We start from the raw sequence: 16,675 nt of genomic DNA, 5'->3' as shown, positions 1-16,675 counted from the left end.
TTAATTTATTTCCATTTTATAATTTAAATGTAGGAGATGAGATGTATATGTGTGGAATTACAGGTTGGGTAGATTGGAAAGAGGATCTTTCAAATGAACATGTTATTTTAAAAAAGATGGCGAACAGTATTCAGCATCGTGGTCCTGATGCTGAAGGCTTTTGGTTTTCACGTCACGCGTCATTTGCACATCGTCGTTTAATTGTTATCGATCCTAAAGGAGGAACGCAGCCAAAAACATTTCGTGCTGGAGATTATACGTATGCTCTTACCTATAATGGTGAAATTTATAATTTCCGTGAGCTTAGAGAATTACTTCAACAACAAGGTCATACATTTGAAACACACTCAGACACAGAAGTGTTACTACATGCTTATTTAGAATGGAAAGAAGATTGCGTACAACATTTAAATGGAATTTTCGCTTTTGCAATATGGGATGATCAGAAGCAACAATTGTTTTTAGCAAGAGATCATTTAGGGGTAAAACCACTCTTTTATACAGAAAGAAATAACAGCATTATTTTCGGTTCTGAAATAAAAGCGATATTAGCTCACCCATCTGTTCCTGCTGAACTTGATACAGACGGAATAAATGAAATATTTGGATTAGGCTTATTTCGAACTCCAGGATGTGGCGTCTTTAAACATATTCAAGAAGTTCGTGCTGGACATTCTATAACGTTCACACGTGATAAAAAAGTAGTTAAGAAGTATTGGAATTTAGAAAGTAAGATCCATACAGATTCTATTGAAGACACATCCTCACATATTTTATCTATCTTACAAGATACAGTAAAAAGACAATTAATTGCCGATGTTCCCCTCGTTTGTATGTTATCAGGCGGGTTAGATTCTAGTGGAATTACTGCATTGGCAGGTAAAGAATTTGTAGAGGAACACAAAGCACTTCACACGTATTCAATTGACTTTGTAAACAGTGCTAAAGATTTCGAACTTACATTTGCTCGTACTGGTCTAGATGCCCCTTGGGTAAAACGTGTTTCTGAGCACGTAGGAACATCACATCATGATATTATTGTTAATGCAGAAGAATTAGCAAATCACTTATTTGTTCCCCTTCATGCGAAAGATTTACCGAGTGCTGGTGAAATGGAAACTTCACTATATTTACTATTTTGCGAAATGAAAAAAGACGCAACTGTTGCCTTATCTGGCGAATCGGCCGATGAAGTATTCGGGGGGTATCCTTGGTTTCATCAAGAAGAGTTATTATATGTAGATAAGTTTCCATGGTTAACAAACTGGAAAAACACATCTTCTCTATTATTAAATGACGTAACGAATCAATGTAATCCTGAGCATTACATTGATAAACGATTCCACGAAGCTATTTTGGAAGTACCTACCCTTGAAGGAGAAAGTAAAAAAGAAGCGAAACAACGTCAAATGTTTTATTTATTTTTAACAAGATTCCTTCCCTTCTTACTCGACCGTAAAGATCGTATGAGTATGGCTGTTGGCTTTGAAGTTCGTGTACCGTTTTGTGATTACAGACTTGTTGAATATTTATGGAACGTTCCTTTCAACATTAAAAGTATTGATAATATTGAAAAGGGTATTTTGCGTAGAGCATTGAAACCTGCTTTACCAGACGACGTGCGAAATAGAAGAAAGAGTGCTTATCCAACTTCACAAGACCCACACTATTTACAAACAATTCACAATTTAACACTTGATATGTGCAGCAATAAAAACAATCCTGTTTTCTCACTTATTAACCATTCCACAATACTTGCAATTGCTAATCAAAGTAATAAAGAGATTAACAATTTTGAAGCAAGAAGTGCTATGGAGTATATGCTCCAAGTGAATGAATGGTTAAAAACATATCACATTCATATTGCTTAATAAAAAGGAGTTCAAGGATAAAAACCCTTGAACTCCTTTTCAGTTCTTAATTTGCACATTGTCTATCTTCAGTATCGATGGACCATCCGATAATAGTGGCACAATCTCTACCTTTCCACTCAAGTACATTTGTTAATACAGGCTCAATCTGTAAGCAATTTCCGTCGTGTAATATTTCTACTAAAGATTGATCATCATCAAACTTTCGTTTATCATATTCTAAAATACCATCCGTCGCCATTACAATGTGGTTCTGGCCTCTTTCTAATCCCCTTACGCCTGATGTAAAGCAAGGTGTATTCGCTGCAAAAACATTTTTTCTTCCTATATATTCATAATTCTTACGCTTATTTAGCCTACCCTTTCCATTTTTCGTTTTCTCAGAATGGAATAAATACGCGAAGCAATCACCAACTGATAACCAATATAAAAACTCGCCTTTTCGCAAACAAATTAAGCATGCGAGCTCCTCATCATCTTGATCGCATTTCTCAATAAATAGCTCATCTGTAAATAAAGCTAATAAGTACATATGTGTATGATGAAAAGCTAAATGTATCGGGTATGAAAATAACTCTTTTAGTTTTTCTTTTCTTTCTGAAATGGCCTCTATTATATAATGTATATTTTTCGTTTTATGGTGTGTATCAAATATCATAACAAATTCAAATTCTAATTTCGGATCCCACCAAGCTAGCACTGCATCTCCTCTTTCATATGCATCACTCTCTTGACTCCCCCCATATACGCCGACTGAAAGAGGACCACATTTTTCAACATGTATTTGATCTACATACATCTTTTCATGACTAATCCATTTAAATGTATTCACAGCTATCATCCTCTCTCTTGCTAAATGTATACCTTTACACATAGATTACCTTATATTTCATTAAAAATAAACTTTTTCAACATTTATTATGAAAATAAGAGGATTTTAATTCTTAATAAACGAATATATCTTATTATACGACATAAAAAAATGGAGGATTACGCATATGAAAGACATCAATCAACATTGGGAGACAATATACTACCACTTACGATATGAATATGAAGACAATCTTTCTCACCAAGCAATCCGCATTTTACAAATCATTTCTCGTGAGAAAGATATAACAATTGGAAAAGTTGCTTCTGAACTTGGTCTATCTCATAATACAGCGTCCGAACATGTAAAACGTCTTATTCAAAAGGGATTTATCATTAAAAAAAGAAATAAACAAGATGAAAGAGTTGTGAACCTTGCATTAACAAAAACAGGCATCGAAGTATTAGAAAAGCATACTTTACTAGATAAAAAAAAGATACAAATATTAGAGTCACAGCTATCAAAAGAAGAGCAACAATTAATTGATAAAGCTTTTTCGTTATTAGCTAAGGAGGCAAAATATGCATTTCCTCGTTAAGATTATCGTCTCCGCCCTCATTATTGGCGTTGTAACCGAATTTGCTAAATATTATAGTACACTTGGTGGCTTTATCGCAGCCCTTCCTCTTATTAGTTTACTTAGTTTATTTTGGATTTCTTTCGAAGGTGGGAGTAAACAGGAGTTAAGTCAATTCACTATGGGCGTATTATATGGATTTCCTGCATCAGCATTACTATTATTTATTGTTTATATCGGTTTAAAGAACTCTTTTTCACTTAGTACATCTATACTCTTCGGCAAAGGCGCCTGGTGTATCGCCTTTGCTTGTCAAAAATTATTTCAAGCTTAGGGGGATTTAACATTAATAGAATAGTAGAAATACTCGGGCGAAAAATAGAAGTATATATGAGAGGTAATAGTAAACAAACTGTCGTGATTCAAACAGGAATGGGCTGCTCATTTTATGATTGGCTTCCTATTATAGAAAAGCTTTCACAAAAATTTACAGTCATTTCATACCATCGCCCAGGTTATGGAGAAAGTGAGCTTGGAAATAATCCACGTACAACTATGCAAGTTGCAAAGGAACTACATATGTTGCTACATGAACTAGCTATTCACGAGCCAATCATTTTAATCGGTCATTCCTACGGGGGTTTATGCGCACAACATTTTGCAATGTTACATGAGGACCAAATAAAAGCACTTATTTTAGTTGATTCTACCTCCATGAACTTACACCGATTAGATGAGCTTCATTTACCGATTTCTGATCAAACTGATTCTGATGATATTTGTCTTCAAAAATATCATACTTACTCCAAAATGGATGTAGATGCACTTTATACTGAACTAAAACCTACACTCATCAATCAATCAGAACATCATATCGAATTTTCTATATCGCCTTCATTATATAAAGCGACAGCTTCTGAACTGGCGGAGTGGAAAAATTGCGCTCGCTCAATAAAAGAACTATATAAAACATTAGAAATACCATTAACCGTTATCGGCAGAGATCCCCATTATTCTATTACTCAAATGATTGAGGGCGATATGCCAAAAGAAGAAGCTACACAACTTGAAGAGATGTGGCAAGAACTTATACGTGAACAATTAAATCTCTCAATAAACAGCAAATATATTCTTGCCAAACATGCTGGTCACGGTATAGAAAATGATCGACCAGATATTATCATTGAAGCAATTTACCCATTGTAAATAAAAAAAGGAAGCAACTAAAGCTGCTTCCTTACTTATCTATTCATAATCTTCTTCATCATCAACTTCTTCATAATACGAATTCCCATTGCTTACATATATAGGGCCGTTCGCAACATCAATACGCAGTACCCATGCCCATGGCACAGCTAAACGTTTATGTATCGCTCGCCAAAAGTTCATTGATTTTCTTTCATACTCCTGGAACTCCTGAAGCAATCCTTTATAGGAGGAACCGTCTAACTGAATATTTGCTTCTAATAAACGAGAATGGGCATAGTACTGTAACTCAAGTTCAGCAGCAATTTCCATTTCTTCTTCCGTTGCCATACCAATAATTGTTCCATCTGCTGGTGCAATTTCATATACGTTGTGAACTTCAATAAGCCCGTCTTTCTCTTTCTCAAACATGTAAACAGCCTCCTTTAACATATTTTTTATGTTACAAAGTCATACTTCTACAATAACTTCTCTTATTCCTCTTTTTTTGATAAACTTTTACAAATTATTTATCTGATAACCTGTATGCTCTATTCTTCCGACAGAAACTAAACTCTCATTATGAAAAGTTAACTTAAATACATCAGGCATAAGAAGTGTTTTCCAAAAATGAAAATCATATGTAGCATCAAAATAATTCATCAGTAACACCATAATATTCCCATGAGTACCTATTACAATATTCTTCCCCTTATACTTTTCCAATATATTTTGCATACATATTACAGCACGCTTTTGCGCTACATCATTTGATTCTCCGCCTTCATATACAAAAGTCCAATCTTCCCACACTTTCTGAATAGCATCATTAAAATCCTCTACTGGATCTTTACTTAATAACCTTTCCCGTAAATCTTCTTCCAGTTGTATTGATAGTTTGTTTACACTTGCAATTCCTTCAACGGTCTGAATCGCTCTTTTGTATGGACTAGAAATAACAACATCAATCTTCTCATCTTTTAACAAGCTTGTTATGTTCTTTGCATCTAGCCAACCCTTTTCAGATAAGGGACGTTCCCTTTCTTCCTTTGTATATGTAGAGTGAGCGTGCCTAACGAAATATATTGTAGTCATAACATCCAACCCTTTCCCATTAAAATCATTTACTTTCAAATCGCAACCTACTTATATGTAAAACCTTATTAACTTTATTACTCATTATTACAACTACTGGCGCTCCTGCCATTAACGCATCTATTCAATTAATTCGGTTAGATATCGGCTAATTCCTTTGAGTACATTTCTTATAAAACAAACAAAAAGATGCTTTATACAAAGCATCTTTTTATTTATATAATTAAATCATATTATTATAATTTAATTTCTAAATTCTTCACTTGTTATACCATCTCGAATAAAGTAATCTATATTATTTTTTAACTTTCCATAGGTTTCTTCATTTTTTCTTGAGTCAAAGAAAAGGTTTGGAGTTCCTGAGCTTTTCTTAAAATTTTTATTATCTGTAATATAGCCTGAATTACTTATTTTCCCCCTCTATCCCGCTCCGAACATTTCTGATTTCACACTGTATCGTATGGAAAAATTTGATGGATGTGCTTATTAACAACATAACAAAAAAACATGCTGTCATTATGAGAGCATGTTTTGTGATATTCTTCACATTGTTTAGTTAAAAAATAAACCTTTTACTTACCATGATGTAACATTAAATCACTAAGTTCTTCTTCAATGTGATTTAATTTCGCAACGCCTTCTTTCCATTTATGAATATAACGTGACACTCCAACGAAAAATAAAACAAAAATTGTAGAAAGAATAATACCATACACGATTGCTACAGTACTCATAGTCACACTTCCTTGTAATTAGTTATATTTTTATTATAAACCTTTTTCTTTTAAAATACTTCGATTTCAACTTTTTGTAACAAAATTGATTTTTCTAACAATATAAAAACAGATTTTAATACTAGAAGAAATCTCTTTCAGATCCCTATTAGTATCATTTTTTATCCTACATTAACTTCTAGTAAACGCCAGTTCCGTTTAACTAATAACCAGTGGGGATGCCCCTCCACTGGTTATTAGTTAAACTTTATTTTACACCGACCGAAACAGTTTCTGGTAATGTGCTACCGCCATCAATTACGATATGTGTACCTGTTATGTAACTTGATTCATCAGATGCTAAAAACCCTGCTAACTGACCTACTTCTTCAATTTTTCCTAATCTTCCTAACGGAACACCTGAAGCAATACCATCGATGACATTACTTGGCTTATTGGGATCAGATTCATTTGCAATTTGCTCTGCCATTGGCGTCATAATATAACCTGGACAAATCGCGTTTACAGTAATACGATGCTTCGCAACTTCACGCGCCAATGCTTTCGTAAATCCCCAAATCGCTGCCTTTGTCGTCGCATATGCTGTTTCACCTTCATCAGCTACTAATGTTCCTGTTACAGAAGACATATTAACAATTTTCCCGTAATTTTTCTCAATCATATATGGCAATACTGCTTTAGAGAAATTCCATACACCATTAATGTTCACTTGGAATTGAAAATCACGCATTTCATCAGACATATCTAGAAAATTAGCAAGCCGGATTACGCCTGCGTTATTGACTAATATATCAATCTTTTCGTACTTCTCATATGCATCTTTCGCTACTTCTTTTACAGCGTCAAAATTAGCCACATCAACTACGTAGCTCACAGCATCTAATCCTTTACTAACAATTTCTTTTGCAGTGTCATGAACTGTCTCTGAAATATCAACAAGTAACACTTTCGCCCCTAGCTCTGCAAACACATGAGCAATTCCAGCTCCATTCCCCATCGCAGCTCCCGTAACAAAAGCAACCTTTCCATCTAATTTCCCCATTTCATAACCCCCTTATAATCGATAGAAAACTTTTACATTTTTATCATACTAAATATTCCCTTACAAATTTAAAACATCTCAATTTGTTAAAAAACGTTCAAAAAAGGAAAATTCTTCACAAAATATACAAAACTTCACCATATGTACTATTACCATATGGGTTATATTATTTAATAGTGTAAAGGGGATGATACAATATGACGACTTGGTTTATTGTACTGTTAGTTATATTTGGGGCATTTAAAATTATCGTTTCTAGTCTTCCAAACTCCGTTATTGAATCCATCATTAGCCGATATGAAACACATCCGCAAATTGATGAAGAGAATGCTACTATAACGATTAATGGAAATAGTTTAGAAGGCGATAAGAAATCTCAAATTATTAATGATTTTAACGAAGGTTTATTTTTAGATCGCTATTATGCACCACCACAAAATGAGGGCACTCCATTAATTATCAATGCAAAACGTGGCAAAAAAGATTTCATATTTTATATTTATGGTCATGAAGAGCATGTTGACGTTGTAAAACAACATAAAAAGAAAGTGGTTGCTTATAGTTTGCGCTCTAAAAACCTTCAAAATAGCGATATGTTCGTGTCAGCTGATTTAGCTTAATGCTCTTTTATTAATTTCATTTATATATACTAAAAAGAGGACGTCCCAAAAGATATTTCGGGACAGTCTCCTCTTATTATTTAGGATGCTACAGTTGTCGTTTTTTGTCCAGAAATCGATATCGCTTGTCAAATCGCTGATATATTTAGATCTACGGTCGATATATTTGAATAATCGCCGATATATTTGGATTTACGGTCGATATATTCGAATAATCGCTCATATAATTTCGTGTACTATTGTACGAAATAAAGAGGGTATCACCTAATCAAAAATTTCGACTATGGGATACCCTCTTTTAAACTATAACTCTATTTATTTTTCTTCGCTTCAATTTTCACTTGTGCCTCTTCAGCCTTATCTAATGCTTCGGAGACCTTCTTCTCTTTTTCTTTTACATCATCTATGCTATCAACAGCTTTAATTACTTTATCAATTCCTTCTTCATCTACCTTTTTTCTTTTCGCTACTCTCTCATTTACTTTCTCTTCAACGTCTTTCGCTTTTTGAAGCATATCTTCTGCATTTGATTTTACGGCTTTCTCAAGTGCATCGTCTTTTTTCTTTTGTAACACTTCATTTGCATCGTCTTTCGTTTCTAAATACTTACCGTCTTTTAATGCTGTTGCACCGTGATCCATTATCTGAGCAACTTCTTTATATGACTTTGCTTCATTTCCTGATTTCTCTTTTTCCGCCTTTTCAAACCACATAATCGCATCACTATATGTTTCATTTTTTAATGATTGCATACCTGTTTCTATATAAGTGTCATAATTACTGCATCCAGTCATTACGACTAACAGAAAAAGCATAACAAAACTTAATTTTTTCATGATGTTTTCTCCTTTTCTTTGCCTGCTCACTTTACTGTAACATACATGAAAAAGAGTTTCAAAAACTAAAATACTAATATGGTCATTTTTGTATTATTAAGTCATATTTTAAATTTCAGGCCGACACATTCACTTGTTTTTTCATCCCATGCTGCTTTATTCCCACTAATACAACTAACAATAATCCTCCCCCTAAGGTAATCATAACAATGCTAGTCGGCATCATATCTAATAAAAATCCATATACAATCATCCCAAGCGGTGCGATTGCGGTAGAAATTGTTTCAAGTAAACCAAATACACGCCCTAAATAGCTTGGATCTGTCGTCTTTTGAATATGTACTTGCATCGGTATATTTACGACCATCATTGAAATACCAGTTAGAAGCATAAAAGCGATATAGTAAATAAAGCTTGCTATTTTTGGAATAGTGACTAACAATGGGAAAATCGTACACAAACTCAAACTTGCAAATAAAAACAGCCCAACGTAAACCGAGCGAAACAGATTATTCGTCTCCTTACGCACCGATAAAACAATCGCACCAATTAACATTCCGACTGCTAACATTCCCTCTACAGTACCAAGTTGCTTCGAAGATAAATGTAAGTTTTGAACGATAATGTATGGAAGTGCAACAAAAAGTGCACTCGCAAAAAAGTTTACCCATAGCGCTATCTTCATTAGTCCGTATATTTCATGTTGCTGTTTTACATACGAGAAACCTTCTTTTATACTCGTCAAGAAATGCTCCTTATTCTCAGCCACTTCTTTTTTATATAAATCAAATACGATAAATAATTGCACAATAACTGCTAAAAAGAAAGTAATGCTATTTAACAAAAAAAACGATTTGATTGAAAAGAAACCAAATACAACTCCACCTATAATTGGTGCTAAAATACTTGATAAAGAAGCTGCTGTTTGATTTAAAGCACTCGCTTTTTGAATACGCTCTTCATCCACTAAATTTGGAATAGACGAAGTAAACGCGACAGAATAAAAACTTGCACAAATTGATAATAATGCTGCTGATATATAAATAAAAAGAAGTGATGGCCCAAACGTAGCGGCAAGAATAAACATTATAAGCATCGTTAAACTACTTAATAAGTCCGTACCAATAATAAGCCATCTTCTGTTCACACGATCAGCTACAGCACCTGCAATCGGTCCACATACCATTCTTGGAATCGATCCGCAAATAAGAGTAGTTGCAAACCCCATTCCTGAACCCGTTGTCTTTAATGCGTATAATCCCATTGCAAACGTATAAATACCTGCACCTAATAAAGATGTCATTTTTCCAATCATCATTAAAATAATATTTCTCGTTGCAATCTTCATTTTCGAATCATTTTGACCTATACTTACATCCCCCATAATGACACTCTCCCCTTAAAAGTTAAATTGTGTTAAACTTATTATATAATCAACTTTCCAATTTTTACAACAAAAAGTTTAATTGTATTTAACTTTCTAATTATAAAGGAGCATATGATGGCTACTCTCGGTGAAAAAATTAAAACGTTACGAAAAGAAAAACAGCTTACTCAAACTGAGCTAGCAGGTTCAGAACTGACAAAAAGTATGCTAAGTCAAATTGAAAATGGAAAAGCTACACCTTCAATGAAAACATTACAATATATTGCTGAAAAACTTGGATGCGAAACAAGTTTTTTATTAGAAGAAGATGATGTAGCAATTGTAGAACTCATTCAACAAATGGAACAACTAATAAAAGCAAATAAGTATGATGAAGTATATGAGACTTTACTACCTATCGTTCAAAAAGAGCTACCTCTTACTTTAAATACTGCTCGTTTATATAAACAATTTGTAACAGCTGCAACTATAATGAAAGATTACCACATTGAATCTTTCGTTGAAAAAGCAACTTCTATTTTTGAAAAATATACTTTATACCGTGACAGTACGGAAACAAAATTAATATTGTCTTATACGCTATTCTCACGTAAACAGTATGAAGAATGTTTACAACTTATTGCTCGTATTCGAGATGATTATGAAGCTAAACATTTAGACATGGATCTTATTATACACATCCAATTGTGCTTAAAAGAAGCGATTGTTTTACTTGCATGTGGCGATTATGAAAAATGTGAGAAAATCATATTAGAGGCATTAGCATTTTCAAAAAAACATCAAGTGTATTATAAAACAGATGAATTTTACCGTATACTATCTTACCAAAAAGTCATCACTGCTGATAGAGAACAGTATTTACATTACATAAAGAAATCTGAGCAATTTGCCATTTTTACAGAAGATACTTTGTCCGTTGCGATCGTAGATATATTAAAAGCGTATTACTACAACACAATTACTAATGAATATACAATTGCATTAGAGCATCTTGAACAATTCCGAGAAAAGCTAAAAGATGAGCCAATTTTTCAAGAGGATGGATTGTACTACCTCGAAACCGGAAAAGCTTTGTACGGATTAAAGAAATACGAGGAAGCTCTGGAAGCTTTTCAACGTGCTAAAATACCAGATTATATGACGCATCCACTTGATCAAGCATGGCTTACAACAGCAGGTGCATATCGTGCCCTTTGTTATGTAAAACTTAACGATAAGAAAAAAGCTCTTGAAGAAGCAACAGAGGCCGCTCAAAAGATACAACCTTATCCGGATTCCATCTTTTCTTCTTTTATTAAGGAAACATTACAAATAATACAAAAACTTTAAGAATGTCTCGAAATGGTATATTATCCCTCCTTTTTAGCAAAGATAATAATGATGGGAGGAATATAAATGAATATACAACGCGCAAAAGAGCTTTCTGAGTCCTCAGAACAAGCCAATATCAGTTTTCAAGGCATGCCTGTTATGATTCAACACGTTGACGAAAGCAACGAAACCGCCCGCATATATGAAGTAACAAATCCAGAACGCGAATTAACAGTTCCAGTTAATAGCTTAGAGGAAATATAAGCAACGCCACTTCAATTTTCTGAAGTGGCATTTTTTTATTTTGAATTACTTATTAGCCTTCGCAAGCAAAAGATACGACAATATTGAAGACAGCACATACGTGAACCACTTATGTTTCCTGGAACATTGCATATGAACGGAATTACAATTGAAGCAACCATTATCGATTATAGTGCTGGTGGTTGCCAAGTACAAACAAACACCCCACTCACAACAGACCAAATTATACAAGTTACAGTGAAATACCGTAATATTCAAAAGCAGGAAGCACAAGTGTGCTGGATTCAAAAAAAGGTCGTAAAATATATGCCGGATTAAAATTTACCGCATAAAAAGAAAAGAAGCCTCGTGCTTCTTTTCTTTTTATTACGTGCTAAAATACAAACTATAAACTGATTTTAAAGGGGGAGAATGTATGAAGAACACTCCACAAAAAACTAGTCCTTATTATGCAGTTATATTTACTTCTAAACTATCAAATGACACAACAGACTATAGTACCGTTGCCGAAAAGATGGAGGAACTTGCAAAACAGCAACCTGGATTTCTAGGCGTAGAAAGCTCACGTGATTCATCTGGCCTAGGGATTACAATTTCTTATTGGGAATCACTTGAAGCAATTGAAAATTGGAGAAAGAACGCCTTACATAAAGAAGCAAAAAAAAGAGGCCGTGAGCAATGGTATGAAAACTTCCACCTGCGTATCTGCCTTGTCGAGAAAGAATATAAGTTTCATAGAGGTACATTGTAACTATGAAGAAAAAATTAGCTCTCGTTGTTGTTCATGAGATATATGGTGTGAATGATCATATGCAGCATGTTATAGACCACTTCACATCATCTAATACAGATGTATTCTGTCCTAACCTTCTACAACTACAAAATTCATTTCATTATAGTGATGAAGAAAAAGCATATCAACATTTTATGAATCACATTGGATTTGATGGTGGAAAAAAACAAATTGAAGAACTCGTCACTAGCCTTTCCAGTAATTACACACATATAGGACTTATCGGCTTTAGCATTGGAGCGACAATTTCCTGGCTCTGTAGTAACAATCCGAAAATAAATTTTATCATTGGATGTTACGGTTCCCGTATACGTGACTATGTTCACATTAAACCTATATGTGCTACATTACTTATTTTCCCTGAAAAAGAAGCTAGTTTTTCAGTATCCCCTTTAATTGAAACATTACAACAACAAAATTATCCGTTACTAAAAATAAAACAACTACACGGTGAACATGGCTTTCTAAATCCATACTCTGAAAAATATAACGAGCACTCTACAAAGCAAGTATACAATATAATAGATTCAATTCTTTTGAAAACTATGTTGTAAAGAAGTTTCATATGTCACTTACACTGCTATTACTCATATTCATAATAGTGCCCTTTATCTCAGTGTTAACTCTCATTTTTATGACAGTAAAAAAAGGAACTTTTTTAAAACGACCACACTTACAATCATTCATCGTATGCACTTTATTTTTTGTGAATTGGATATTATATTTAACAAATTTTTATTCGTTGCTTCCTGAGAAAGTTAGTCAATTCATATTCCTGCCCATTTGGTTTTTCCTTTGCATTTTAGGATTTATCGTTTTCATGCGCGAATGGAGAAATAATCGTGTGTTCTCCATTTGTATTGGTTTTCTTTCTTTGATTGGTTTTATTTTTGGCTTATTATTGTTAGTTCTTTCGGGAATGTAACTGTTGTAAAGAGGATCAAAAAACCTCTTTACAATAGTTTTTTTCGTTCCATGACTAAAGGAATTATTAAATAGAAAGCATAAGCAATAACCATCCACATGGTAAATGATATGATTTGCTGTGAGGATAATTGTGAGAATATACTAGAAGAGTTATACAAGATGTAAGAATCTAACGTTAAACCAATTGCTGTACCACATATACCTAACTTAATAACTGCATATTTCGAAGTGTCTAGTTTTTGATATAGCCACATTACAAAGTATAAAGCTATAGCTGTTCCTAATTCGAGAACCGTCATTTGCAGAAAAAATTTATTTGAGGTGTATTCTAATAAAACTGAAGAACCGAAAATAATGAAGAATGCTAAGGCAGCAAACCAAACCCCAATAGAAAATAAAATAGTGAGCCAAAGTTTATTATTCACTACCATTACCTCCCTTTTGTGGCGCTATAAATTTTCCCAATAGCATGTACAAATCACCGTATACTTTATCGGTAGAAAAAGATGGATTGAATAAAGCTTGCAATGCCAATCCGTCAATTAATGTATTACATAAAATGCTCCACGTTTCAGTTGAAATTTGAGATGTAATTGCACCTCCTACTTTTTTACCTAAAACTCCTTTTAATTCTTGATTTTCATACTGTAATAGTTCACCAATTTTTTCTTTCATCGTATCATTTTGTAGTCCACTAGCTATTAATTGAAAAAACAAATGATGATACATTGAATCTTTCACACATCTACTTTTGGCAGATTGTAAAGCCTTTTCTGACTTTACGTCCTTTCCTATTTGTTCCCACGATGCTTTACAAAACGATTCAGTCACTTCAAGTAATAATTGATCCTTCGTTTTAAAATGATAATATACGGTTCCTTGTGTAACTTGAGCACTCTCTGCGACTGCTTTTAATGTTAATTTTTCCATCCCGTGCTCTGCAATAATTTCTTTTGCTGCTTCTAGCAACTTCTGTTTGTTAATAACATTCGGTTTTGCCACTTATATCACCACCTTTTAAGTTAGTTGGATAACTAACTTAAATTATACAGAAAAATCAGATAAAACAGAAGGAAGAAAAGCCCAACATCAACTTTTCTTCCTTCTATTTTTACCTTTAGATTTCACTGTCACTGATTCACAAGGTGTATAATAAATTTGCGGTGTTGCCTTATCAACAAACATCATAAACGTAATGAATCCAATAATAAAGAAAATAAATAATGTTAATAAAATAGCACCTATCGTTAAAAGTATCATAACACCACCCCTATATGCTTCATATTATTACACTGTTCGCTATTATATGAATGGAATCCTTGTTAGAAAAAAAAACGTAACATAATAATCACAATGACTCCTGTTAATACTGTCCCTAATAAACTACGAGTATATATCGCTACGAAAAAAGTCGGAATTGCCGCAATGATATAATCCCACTGCACCGTCTCGTGCATAAATAATACTTGCGCTAAAAGTGCTGCTAATATCGCAATTGGTATATAATTCAACCATTTCAAACCCCAATCTGGAATTTGCAGTTTACTAAATACGAGAAGAGGTAAAATACGTGGCACGAGTGTGACAGCTCCTGCCGCAATTAAAAGTAATAATATATCTAATCTTACTTCCATTTTTCAATCACCACCCCTATAGTTGCTGCTAACAGCGTTGCGATAATAACTGCTATACTATCTGGCATAAACAAGTGTGAAACGTATGCAATAATAATAGCTACAATTGCAACAGTAAGATGAATTGCTAGTTTCGGTTTACTACTTATTAGCTGAAGAACAAATAATCCGATAAACATTGCTGGTAATGCATAATCCATCCCGTACGTATGAGGATCTGGTATCCATTCACCAAAGAGCCCGCCGATAATTGTAGCGATAATCCAATTTAAATATGCCGTTACGTTTAGTCCTAGCATCCACCTTTCACCTAAATAATCTTTTTGCGCTGCGTGCTGCACAGCAACACCGAAAGTTTCATCTGTAATTTGCGAACCGATTATTAAGTTTTTAAAGAGAGGTATTTTCGTGAAGTAGGGTGCGAGTGCAGCGCTCATTAATAAGTGGCGTAGATTAACAAAAAATACTGTAAAAATGATTGCTGAAGCAGGTGCACCGGCTGCATACATACCTGCTAATATGAATTGGGCAGAACCTGCATAAATTAATGTGGACATAAAAGCAATTTCTATAACGGAGAAACCGGCTGTCTTTGCAATAACCCCCGCTGCTATACCAATGCTTAAATATCCAAATACAGTTGGTAAACAATCCTTTACGCCTTGTTGAAATGTATCATCGCTCTGCAATGTCATATGTGCTTGGGCTTTACTCACCTTCTTCTCCCTCCATTTCTTCCATACTACGTTTTCCTGTTACAACATGAACTAAATCTATATTTTCTCGCCATAACGTATCTAATTTATCAGCACCAAACTCTTTCGTAATTTCTTCCACCATAATATCGTGCCGAACATACTCTGTAGCAACGAGAACTAAAGCTGGATCATATGTTGTAACTGCCCATGAAGTGCTATCATTTGAAAAATTAGCAATTAAAACTTCTTCTCCATCACGCGCAATAACAGTTAAATGCCCCCCCATTCTCTTTTCAACAACGTGAGGCGTCATATAATTATGATGAAATGTCGCTCCTATTTTTGTTTTCGGAGCACCAAATAAGATTGAAAATATATGTACTCCTTCCGCCTCCTTTTTATGAATAAACGGTTCAATCTCATGCACTTGATCTTCCCATACAGAAATCCATAACTCTTCCTTTGCCCTATTAATTATATTGCATATTTCTTTCAAAACACGGTCATTTGAGCGAATATGCGAAATTACATCTATTTGTCGCTCTTGCTCCAAACAATTTAATTTTTCATCTAAAAATTCAAAGGATCTTTCAAAGTCTTTTCGTATTCGATCCATTAATTCAGTAGCTGCTACAGGTACGTATTTCACTGGCTCAGAAGGAACTAAATGCACTGCGCCTTTATCCATCAACTTACCAAGTACCTCATAAATCATTGAACGGGGTACTCCTGTTTGTTTACTAACTTCATAACCTGTTGCTGGATAATGTTTTAATAGACCAATATATGCTTTACATTCATATTGAGAAAAACCTAGCTTATGTAATTCCTTTATAATTTCATCCATTAGTAATCCCTCACAATCTCTATAGCTCTAAACTTCACTCCCC

At 33.9% G+C, this 16,675-nt stretch carries 23 protein-coding genes and 2 pseudogenes; 11 read left to right on the top strand and 14 right to left on the bottom strand.

Translation table 11 applies throughout. The annotated features are described in order from the left end of the window. Positions 1–47: 47 nt before the first annotated feature. Positions 48–1,871, top strand: coding sequence for an asparagine synthase (glutamine-hydrolyzing) (gene asnB / locus MR109_RS09535; protein WP_242271871.1), 1,824 nt, complete (start codon positions 48–50; stop codon positions 1,869–1,871). A gap of 46 nt (positions 1,872–1,917) precedes the next feature. Here the strand turns inward: asnB and MR109_RS09530 are convergent, their stop codons facing one another. Then, positions 1,918–2,745, bottom strand: coding sequence for a PP2C family serine/threonine-protein phosphatase (locus MR109_RS09530; RefSeq protein WP_242271870.1), 828 nt, complete (start codon positions 2,743–2,745; stop codon positions 1,918–1,920). A 124-nt stretch (positions 2,746–2,869) separates the two neighbouring features. Between MR109_RS09530 and MR109_RS09525 the strand changes: the two genes are divergently transcribed. Genes MR109_RS09525 through MR109_RS09515 form a run of 3 tightly spaced genes read left to right on the top strand, consistent with a single transcriptional unit; the run spans position 2,870 to position 4,465 of the window. Continuing rightward, positions 2,870–3,280 (top strand): MarR family winged helix-turn-helix transcriptional regulator, encoded by a 411-nt coding sequence (locus MR109_RS09525; RefSeq protein WP_242271869.1) that lies wholly within the window; start codon positions 2,870–2,872, stop codon positions 3,278–3,280. Continuing rightward, a complete protein-coding gene (locus tag MR109_RS09520) occupies positions 3,264–3,593 on the top strand; it encodes a DUF3147 family protein (protein ID WP_242271868.1) in 330 nt (109 codons plus the stop codon). Before MR109_RS09525 ends, MR109_RS09520 begins: the two co-directional genes overlap by 17 nt. After that, the gene (locus tag MR109_RS09515) at positions 3,554–4,465 is read left to right on the top strand and encodes an alpha/beta fold hydrolase (RefSeq protein ID WP_242271866.1); all 912 of its coding nucleotides are present in this window, start codon (positions 3,554–3,556) and stop codon (positions 4,463–4,465) included. Before MR109_RS09520 ends, MR109_RS09515 begins: the two co-directional genes overlap by 40 nt. A 39-nt stretch (positions 4,466–4,504) precedes the next feature. On the opposite strand, the gene MR109_RS09510 is transcribed toward MR109_RS09515, so the two are convergent. The 5 genes and pseudogenes from MR109_RS09510 to ucpA form a co-directional block, all read right to left on the bottom strand. Continuing rightward, complete coding sequence (locus MR109_RS09510; RefSeq protein ID WP_071720813.1) at positions 4,505–4,876, bottom strand: hypothetical protein; 372 nt, start codon at positions 4,874–4,876, stop codon at positions 4,505–4,507. A gap of 87 nt (positions 4,877–4,963) precedes the next feature. After that, on the bottom strand, positions 4,964–5,539 hold the full coding sequence (locus MR109_RS09505) for a histidine phosphatase family protein (protein WP_242271864.1): 576 nt from the start codon (positions 5,537–5,539) through the stop codon (positions 4,964–4,966). A gap of 324 nt (positions 5,540–5,863) precedes the next feature. Further along, a pseudogene (locus MR109_RS09500) lies at positions 5,864–5,950 on the bottom strand (cupin domain-containing protein); the annotation flags it as partial. A gap of 161 nt (positions 5,951–6,111) precedes the next feature. Then, a complete protein-coding gene (locus MR109_RS09495) occupies positions 6,112–6,273 on the bottom strand; it encodes a hypothetical protein (RefSeq protein WP_002171285.1) in 162 nt (53 codons plus the stop codon). 247 nt (positions 6,274–6,520) lie between these two features. Further along, complete coding sequence (gene ucpA / locus MR109_RS09490) at positions 6,521–7,315, bottom strand: SDR family oxidoreductase UcpA (protein WP_025150595.1); 795 nt, start codon at positions 7,313–7,315, stop codon at positions 6,521–6,523. A 197-nt stretch (positions 7,316–7,512) separates the two neighbouring features. On the opposite strand from ucpA, the gene MR109_RS09485 reads away from it, so the two are divergent. Then, entirely contained in the window at positions 7,513–7,935 is a 423-nt protein-coding gene (locus tag MR109_RS09485; protein ID WP_098473068.1) for a YfmQ family protein, read from the top strand. Between the two features lie 311 nt (positions 7,936–8,246). Here MR109_RS09485 and MR109_RS09480 read toward each other — a convergent pair whose 3' ends face one another. Both MR109_RS09480 and MR109_RS09475 read right to left on the bottom strand, forming a co-directional pair. Continuing rightward, positions 8,247–8,771: a COG3014 family protein gene (locus MR109_RS09480; protein ID WP_242271863.1), complete on the bottom strand. Its 525-nt coding sequence runs from the start codon at positions 8,769–8,771 to the stop codon at positions 8,247–8,249. A 115-nt stretch (positions 8,772–8,886) separates the two neighbouring features. Further along, on the bottom strand, positions 8,887–10,155 hold the full coding sequence (locus MR109_RS09475) for an MFS transporter (RefSeq protein WP_242271861.1): 1,269 nt from the start codon (positions 10,153–10,155) through the stop codon (positions 8,887–8,889). A gap of 117 nt (positions 10,156–10,272) precedes the next feature. Between MR109_RS09475 and MR109_RS09470 the strand changes: the two genes are divergently transcribed. The 6 genes and pseudogenes from MR109_RS09470 to MR109_RS09445 all read left to right on the top strand — a co-directional run bounded on the left by MR109_RS09470 (position 10,273) and on the right by MR109_RS09445 (position 13,451). After that, positions 10,273–11,487 (top strand): helix-turn-helix domain-containing protein, encoded by a 1,215-nt coding sequence (locus tag MR109_RS09470; protein WP_242271859.1) that lies wholly within the window; start codon positions 10,273–10,275, stop codon positions 11,485–11,487. A 66-nt stretch (positions 11,488–11,553) separates the two neighbouring features. Beyond that, positions 11,554–11,733, top strand: a complete 180-nt coding sequence (locus MR109_RS09465) for an H-type small acid-soluble spore protein (RefSeq protein ID WP_048373351.1) — start codon at positions 11,554–11,556, stop codon at positions 11,731–11,733. An 87-nt stretch (positions 11,734–11,820) separates the two neighbouring features. Further along, positions 11,821–12,065: pseudogene (locus tag MR109_RS09460) on the top strand (PilZ domain-containing protein); the annotation flags it as partial. An 83-nt stretch (positions 12,066–12,148) separates the two neighbouring features. Beyond that, positions 12,149–12,484, top strand: a complete 336-nt coding sequence (locus tag MR109_RS09455) for an antibiotic biosynthesis monooxygenase family protein (protein WP_178940325.1) — start codon at positions 12,149–12,151, stop codon at positions 12,482–12,484. A gap of 2 nt (positions 12,485–12,486) precedes the next feature. After that, positions 12,487–13,080, top strand: coding sequence for a dienelactone hydrolase family protein (locus MR109_RS09450; RefSeq protein WP_242271855.1), 594 nt, complete (start codon positions 12,487–12,489; stop codon positions 13,078–13,080). Between the two features lie 11 nt (positions 13,081–13,091). Beyond that, positions 13,092–13,451, top strand: a complete 360-nt coding sequence (locus MR109_RS09445; RefSeq protein ID WP_242271854.1) for a hypothetical protein — start codon at positions 13,092–13,094, stop codon at positions 13,449–13,451. Positions 13,452–13,479: 28 nt separating this feature from the next. Here MR109_RS09445 and MR109_RS09440 read toward each other — a convergent pair whose 3' ends face one another. The 6 genes from MR109_RS09440 to MR109_RS09415 all read right to left on the bottom strand — a co-directional run bounded on the left by MR109_RS09440 (position 13,480) and on the right by MR109_RS09415 (position 16,632). After that, a complete protein-coding gene (locus MR109_RS09440) occupies positions 13,480–13,878 on the bottom strand; it encodes a DUF5367 family protein (protein ID WP_242271853.1) in 399 nt (132 codons plus the stop codon). Beyond that, positions 13,871–14,455, bottom strand: a complete 585-nt coding sequence (locus MR109_RS09435) for a TetR/AcrR family transcriptional regulator (protein WP_242271852.1) — start codon at positions 14,453–14,455, stop codon at positions 13,871–13,873. The genes MR109_RS09440 and MR109_RS09435 overlap by 8 nt, the downstream gene beginning before the upstream one ends. An 87-nt stretch (positions 14,456–14,542) precedes the next feature. After that, complete coding sequence (locus MR109_RS09430) at positions 14,543–14,713, bottom strand: DUF3951 domain-containing protein (RefSeq protein WP_000602235.1); 171 nt, start codon at positions 14,711–14,713, stop codon at positions 14,543–14,545. Positions 14,714–14,775: 62 nt separating this feature from the next. After that, a complete protein-coding gene (locus MR109_RS09425; RefSeq protein ID WP_242271851.1) occupies positions 14,776–15,087 on the bottom strand; it encodes an AzlD domain-containing protein in 312 nt (103 codons plus the stop codon). Next, positions 15,078–15,782: an AzlC family ABC transporter permease gene (locus tag MR109_RS09420; protein ID WP_277930991.1), complete on the bottom strand. Its 705-nt coding sequence runs from the start codon at positions 15,780–15,782 to the stop codon at positions 15,078–15,080. The genes MR109_RS09425 and MR109_RS09420 overlap by 10 nt, the downstream gene beginning before the upstream one ends. Before the next feature lie 13 nt (positions 15,783–15,795). Next, positions 15,796–16,632, bottom strand: coding sequence for a TrmB family transcriptional regulator (locus MR109_RS09415; protein ID WP_242271849.1), 837 nt, complete (start codon positions 16,630–16,632; stop codon positions 15,796–15,798). Positions 16,633–16,675: the final 43 nt, after the last annotated feature.

The organism is Bacillus cereus group sp. BfR-BA-01310 (assembly GCF_022664325.1).
In the GTDB taxonomy this organism is placed as follows: domain Bacteria; phylum Bacillota; class Bacilli; order Bacillales; family Bacillaceae_G; genus Bacillus_A; species Bacillus_A paramycoides.
The sequence above is the reverse complement of the archived record's forward strand: the minus strand, read 5'-3'. Positions and strand labels throughout refer to the sequence as shown.

Coding starts and splice junctions, on each gene's coding strand:
- asnB (WP_242271871.1), top strand. CDS start 48: ATGTGTGGAATTACAGGTTGGGTAGATTGGAAAGAGGATCTTTCAAAT.
- MR109_RS09530 (WP_242271870.1), bottom strand. CDS start 2,745: ATGTGTAAAGGTATACATTTAGCAAGAGAGAGGATGATAGCTGTGAAT.
- MR109_RS09525 (WP_242271869.1), top strand. CDS start 2,870: ATGAAAGACATCAATCAACATTGGGAGACAATATACTACCACTTACGA.
- MR109_RS09520 (WP_242271868.1), top strand. CDS start 3,264: ATGCATTTCCTCGTTAAGATTATCGTCTCCGCCCTCATTATTGGCGTT.
- MR109_RS09510 (WP_071720813.1), bottom strand. CDS start 4,876: ATGTTTGAGAAAGAGAAAGACGGGCTTATTGAAGTTCACAACGTATAT.
- MR109_RS09505 (WP_242271864.1), bottom strand. CDS start 5,539: ATGACTACAATATATTTCGTTAGGCACGCTCACTCTACATATACAAAG.
- MR109_RS09495 (WP_002171285.1), bottom strand. CDS start 6,273: ATGAGTACTGTAGCAATCGTGTATGGTATTATTCTTTCTACAATTTTT.
- ucpA (WP_025150595.1), bottom strand. CDS start 7,315: ATGGGGAAATTAGATGGAAAGGTTGCTTTTGTTACGGGAGCTGCGATG.
- MR109_RS09485 (WP_098473068.1), top strand. CDS start 7,513: ATGACGACTTGGTTTATTGTACTGTTAGTTATATTTGGGGCATTTAAA.
- MR109_RS09480 (WP_242271863.1), bottom strand. CDS start 8,771: ATGAAAAAATTAAGTTTTGTTATGCTTTTTCTGTTAGTCGTAATGACT.
- MR109_RS09475 (WP_242271861.1), bottom strand. CDS start 10,155: ATGGGGGATGTAAGTATAGGTCAAAATGATTCGAAAATGAAGATTGCA.
- MR109_RS09470 (WP_242271859.1), top strand. CDS start 10,273: ATGGCTACTCTCGGTGAAAAAATTAAAACGTTACGAAAAGAAAAACAG.
- MR109_RS09465 (WP_048373351.1), top strand. CDS start 11,554: ATGAATATACAACGCGCAAAAGAGCTTTCTGAGTCCTCAGAACAAGCC.
- MR109_RS09455 (WP_178940325.1), top strand. CDS start 12,149: ATGAAGAACACTCCACAAAAAACTAGTCCTTATTATGCAGTTATATTT.
- MR109_RS09450 (WP_242271855.1), top strand. CDS start 12,487: ATGAAGAAAAAATTAGCTCTCGTTGTTGTTCATGAGATATATGGTGTG.
- MR109_RS09445 (WP_242271854.1), top strand. CDS start 13,092: ATGTCACTTACACTGCTATTACTCATATTCATAATAGTGCCCTTTATC.
- MR109_RS09430 (WP_000602235.1), bottom strand. CDS start 14,713: ATGATACTTTTAACGATAGGTGCTATTTTATTAACATTATTTATTTTC.
- MR109_RS09425 (WP_242271851.1), bottom strand. CDS start 15,087: ATGGAAGTAAGATTAGATATATTATTACTTTTAATTGCGGCAGGAGCT.
- MR109_RS09420 (WP_277930991.1), bottom strand. CDS start 15,782: ATGACATTGCAGAGCGATGATACATTTCAACAAGGCGTAAAGGATTGT.
- MR109_RS09415 (WP_242271849.1), bottom strand. CDS start 16,632: ATGGATGAAATTATAAAGGAATTACATAAGCTAGGTTTTTCTCAATAT.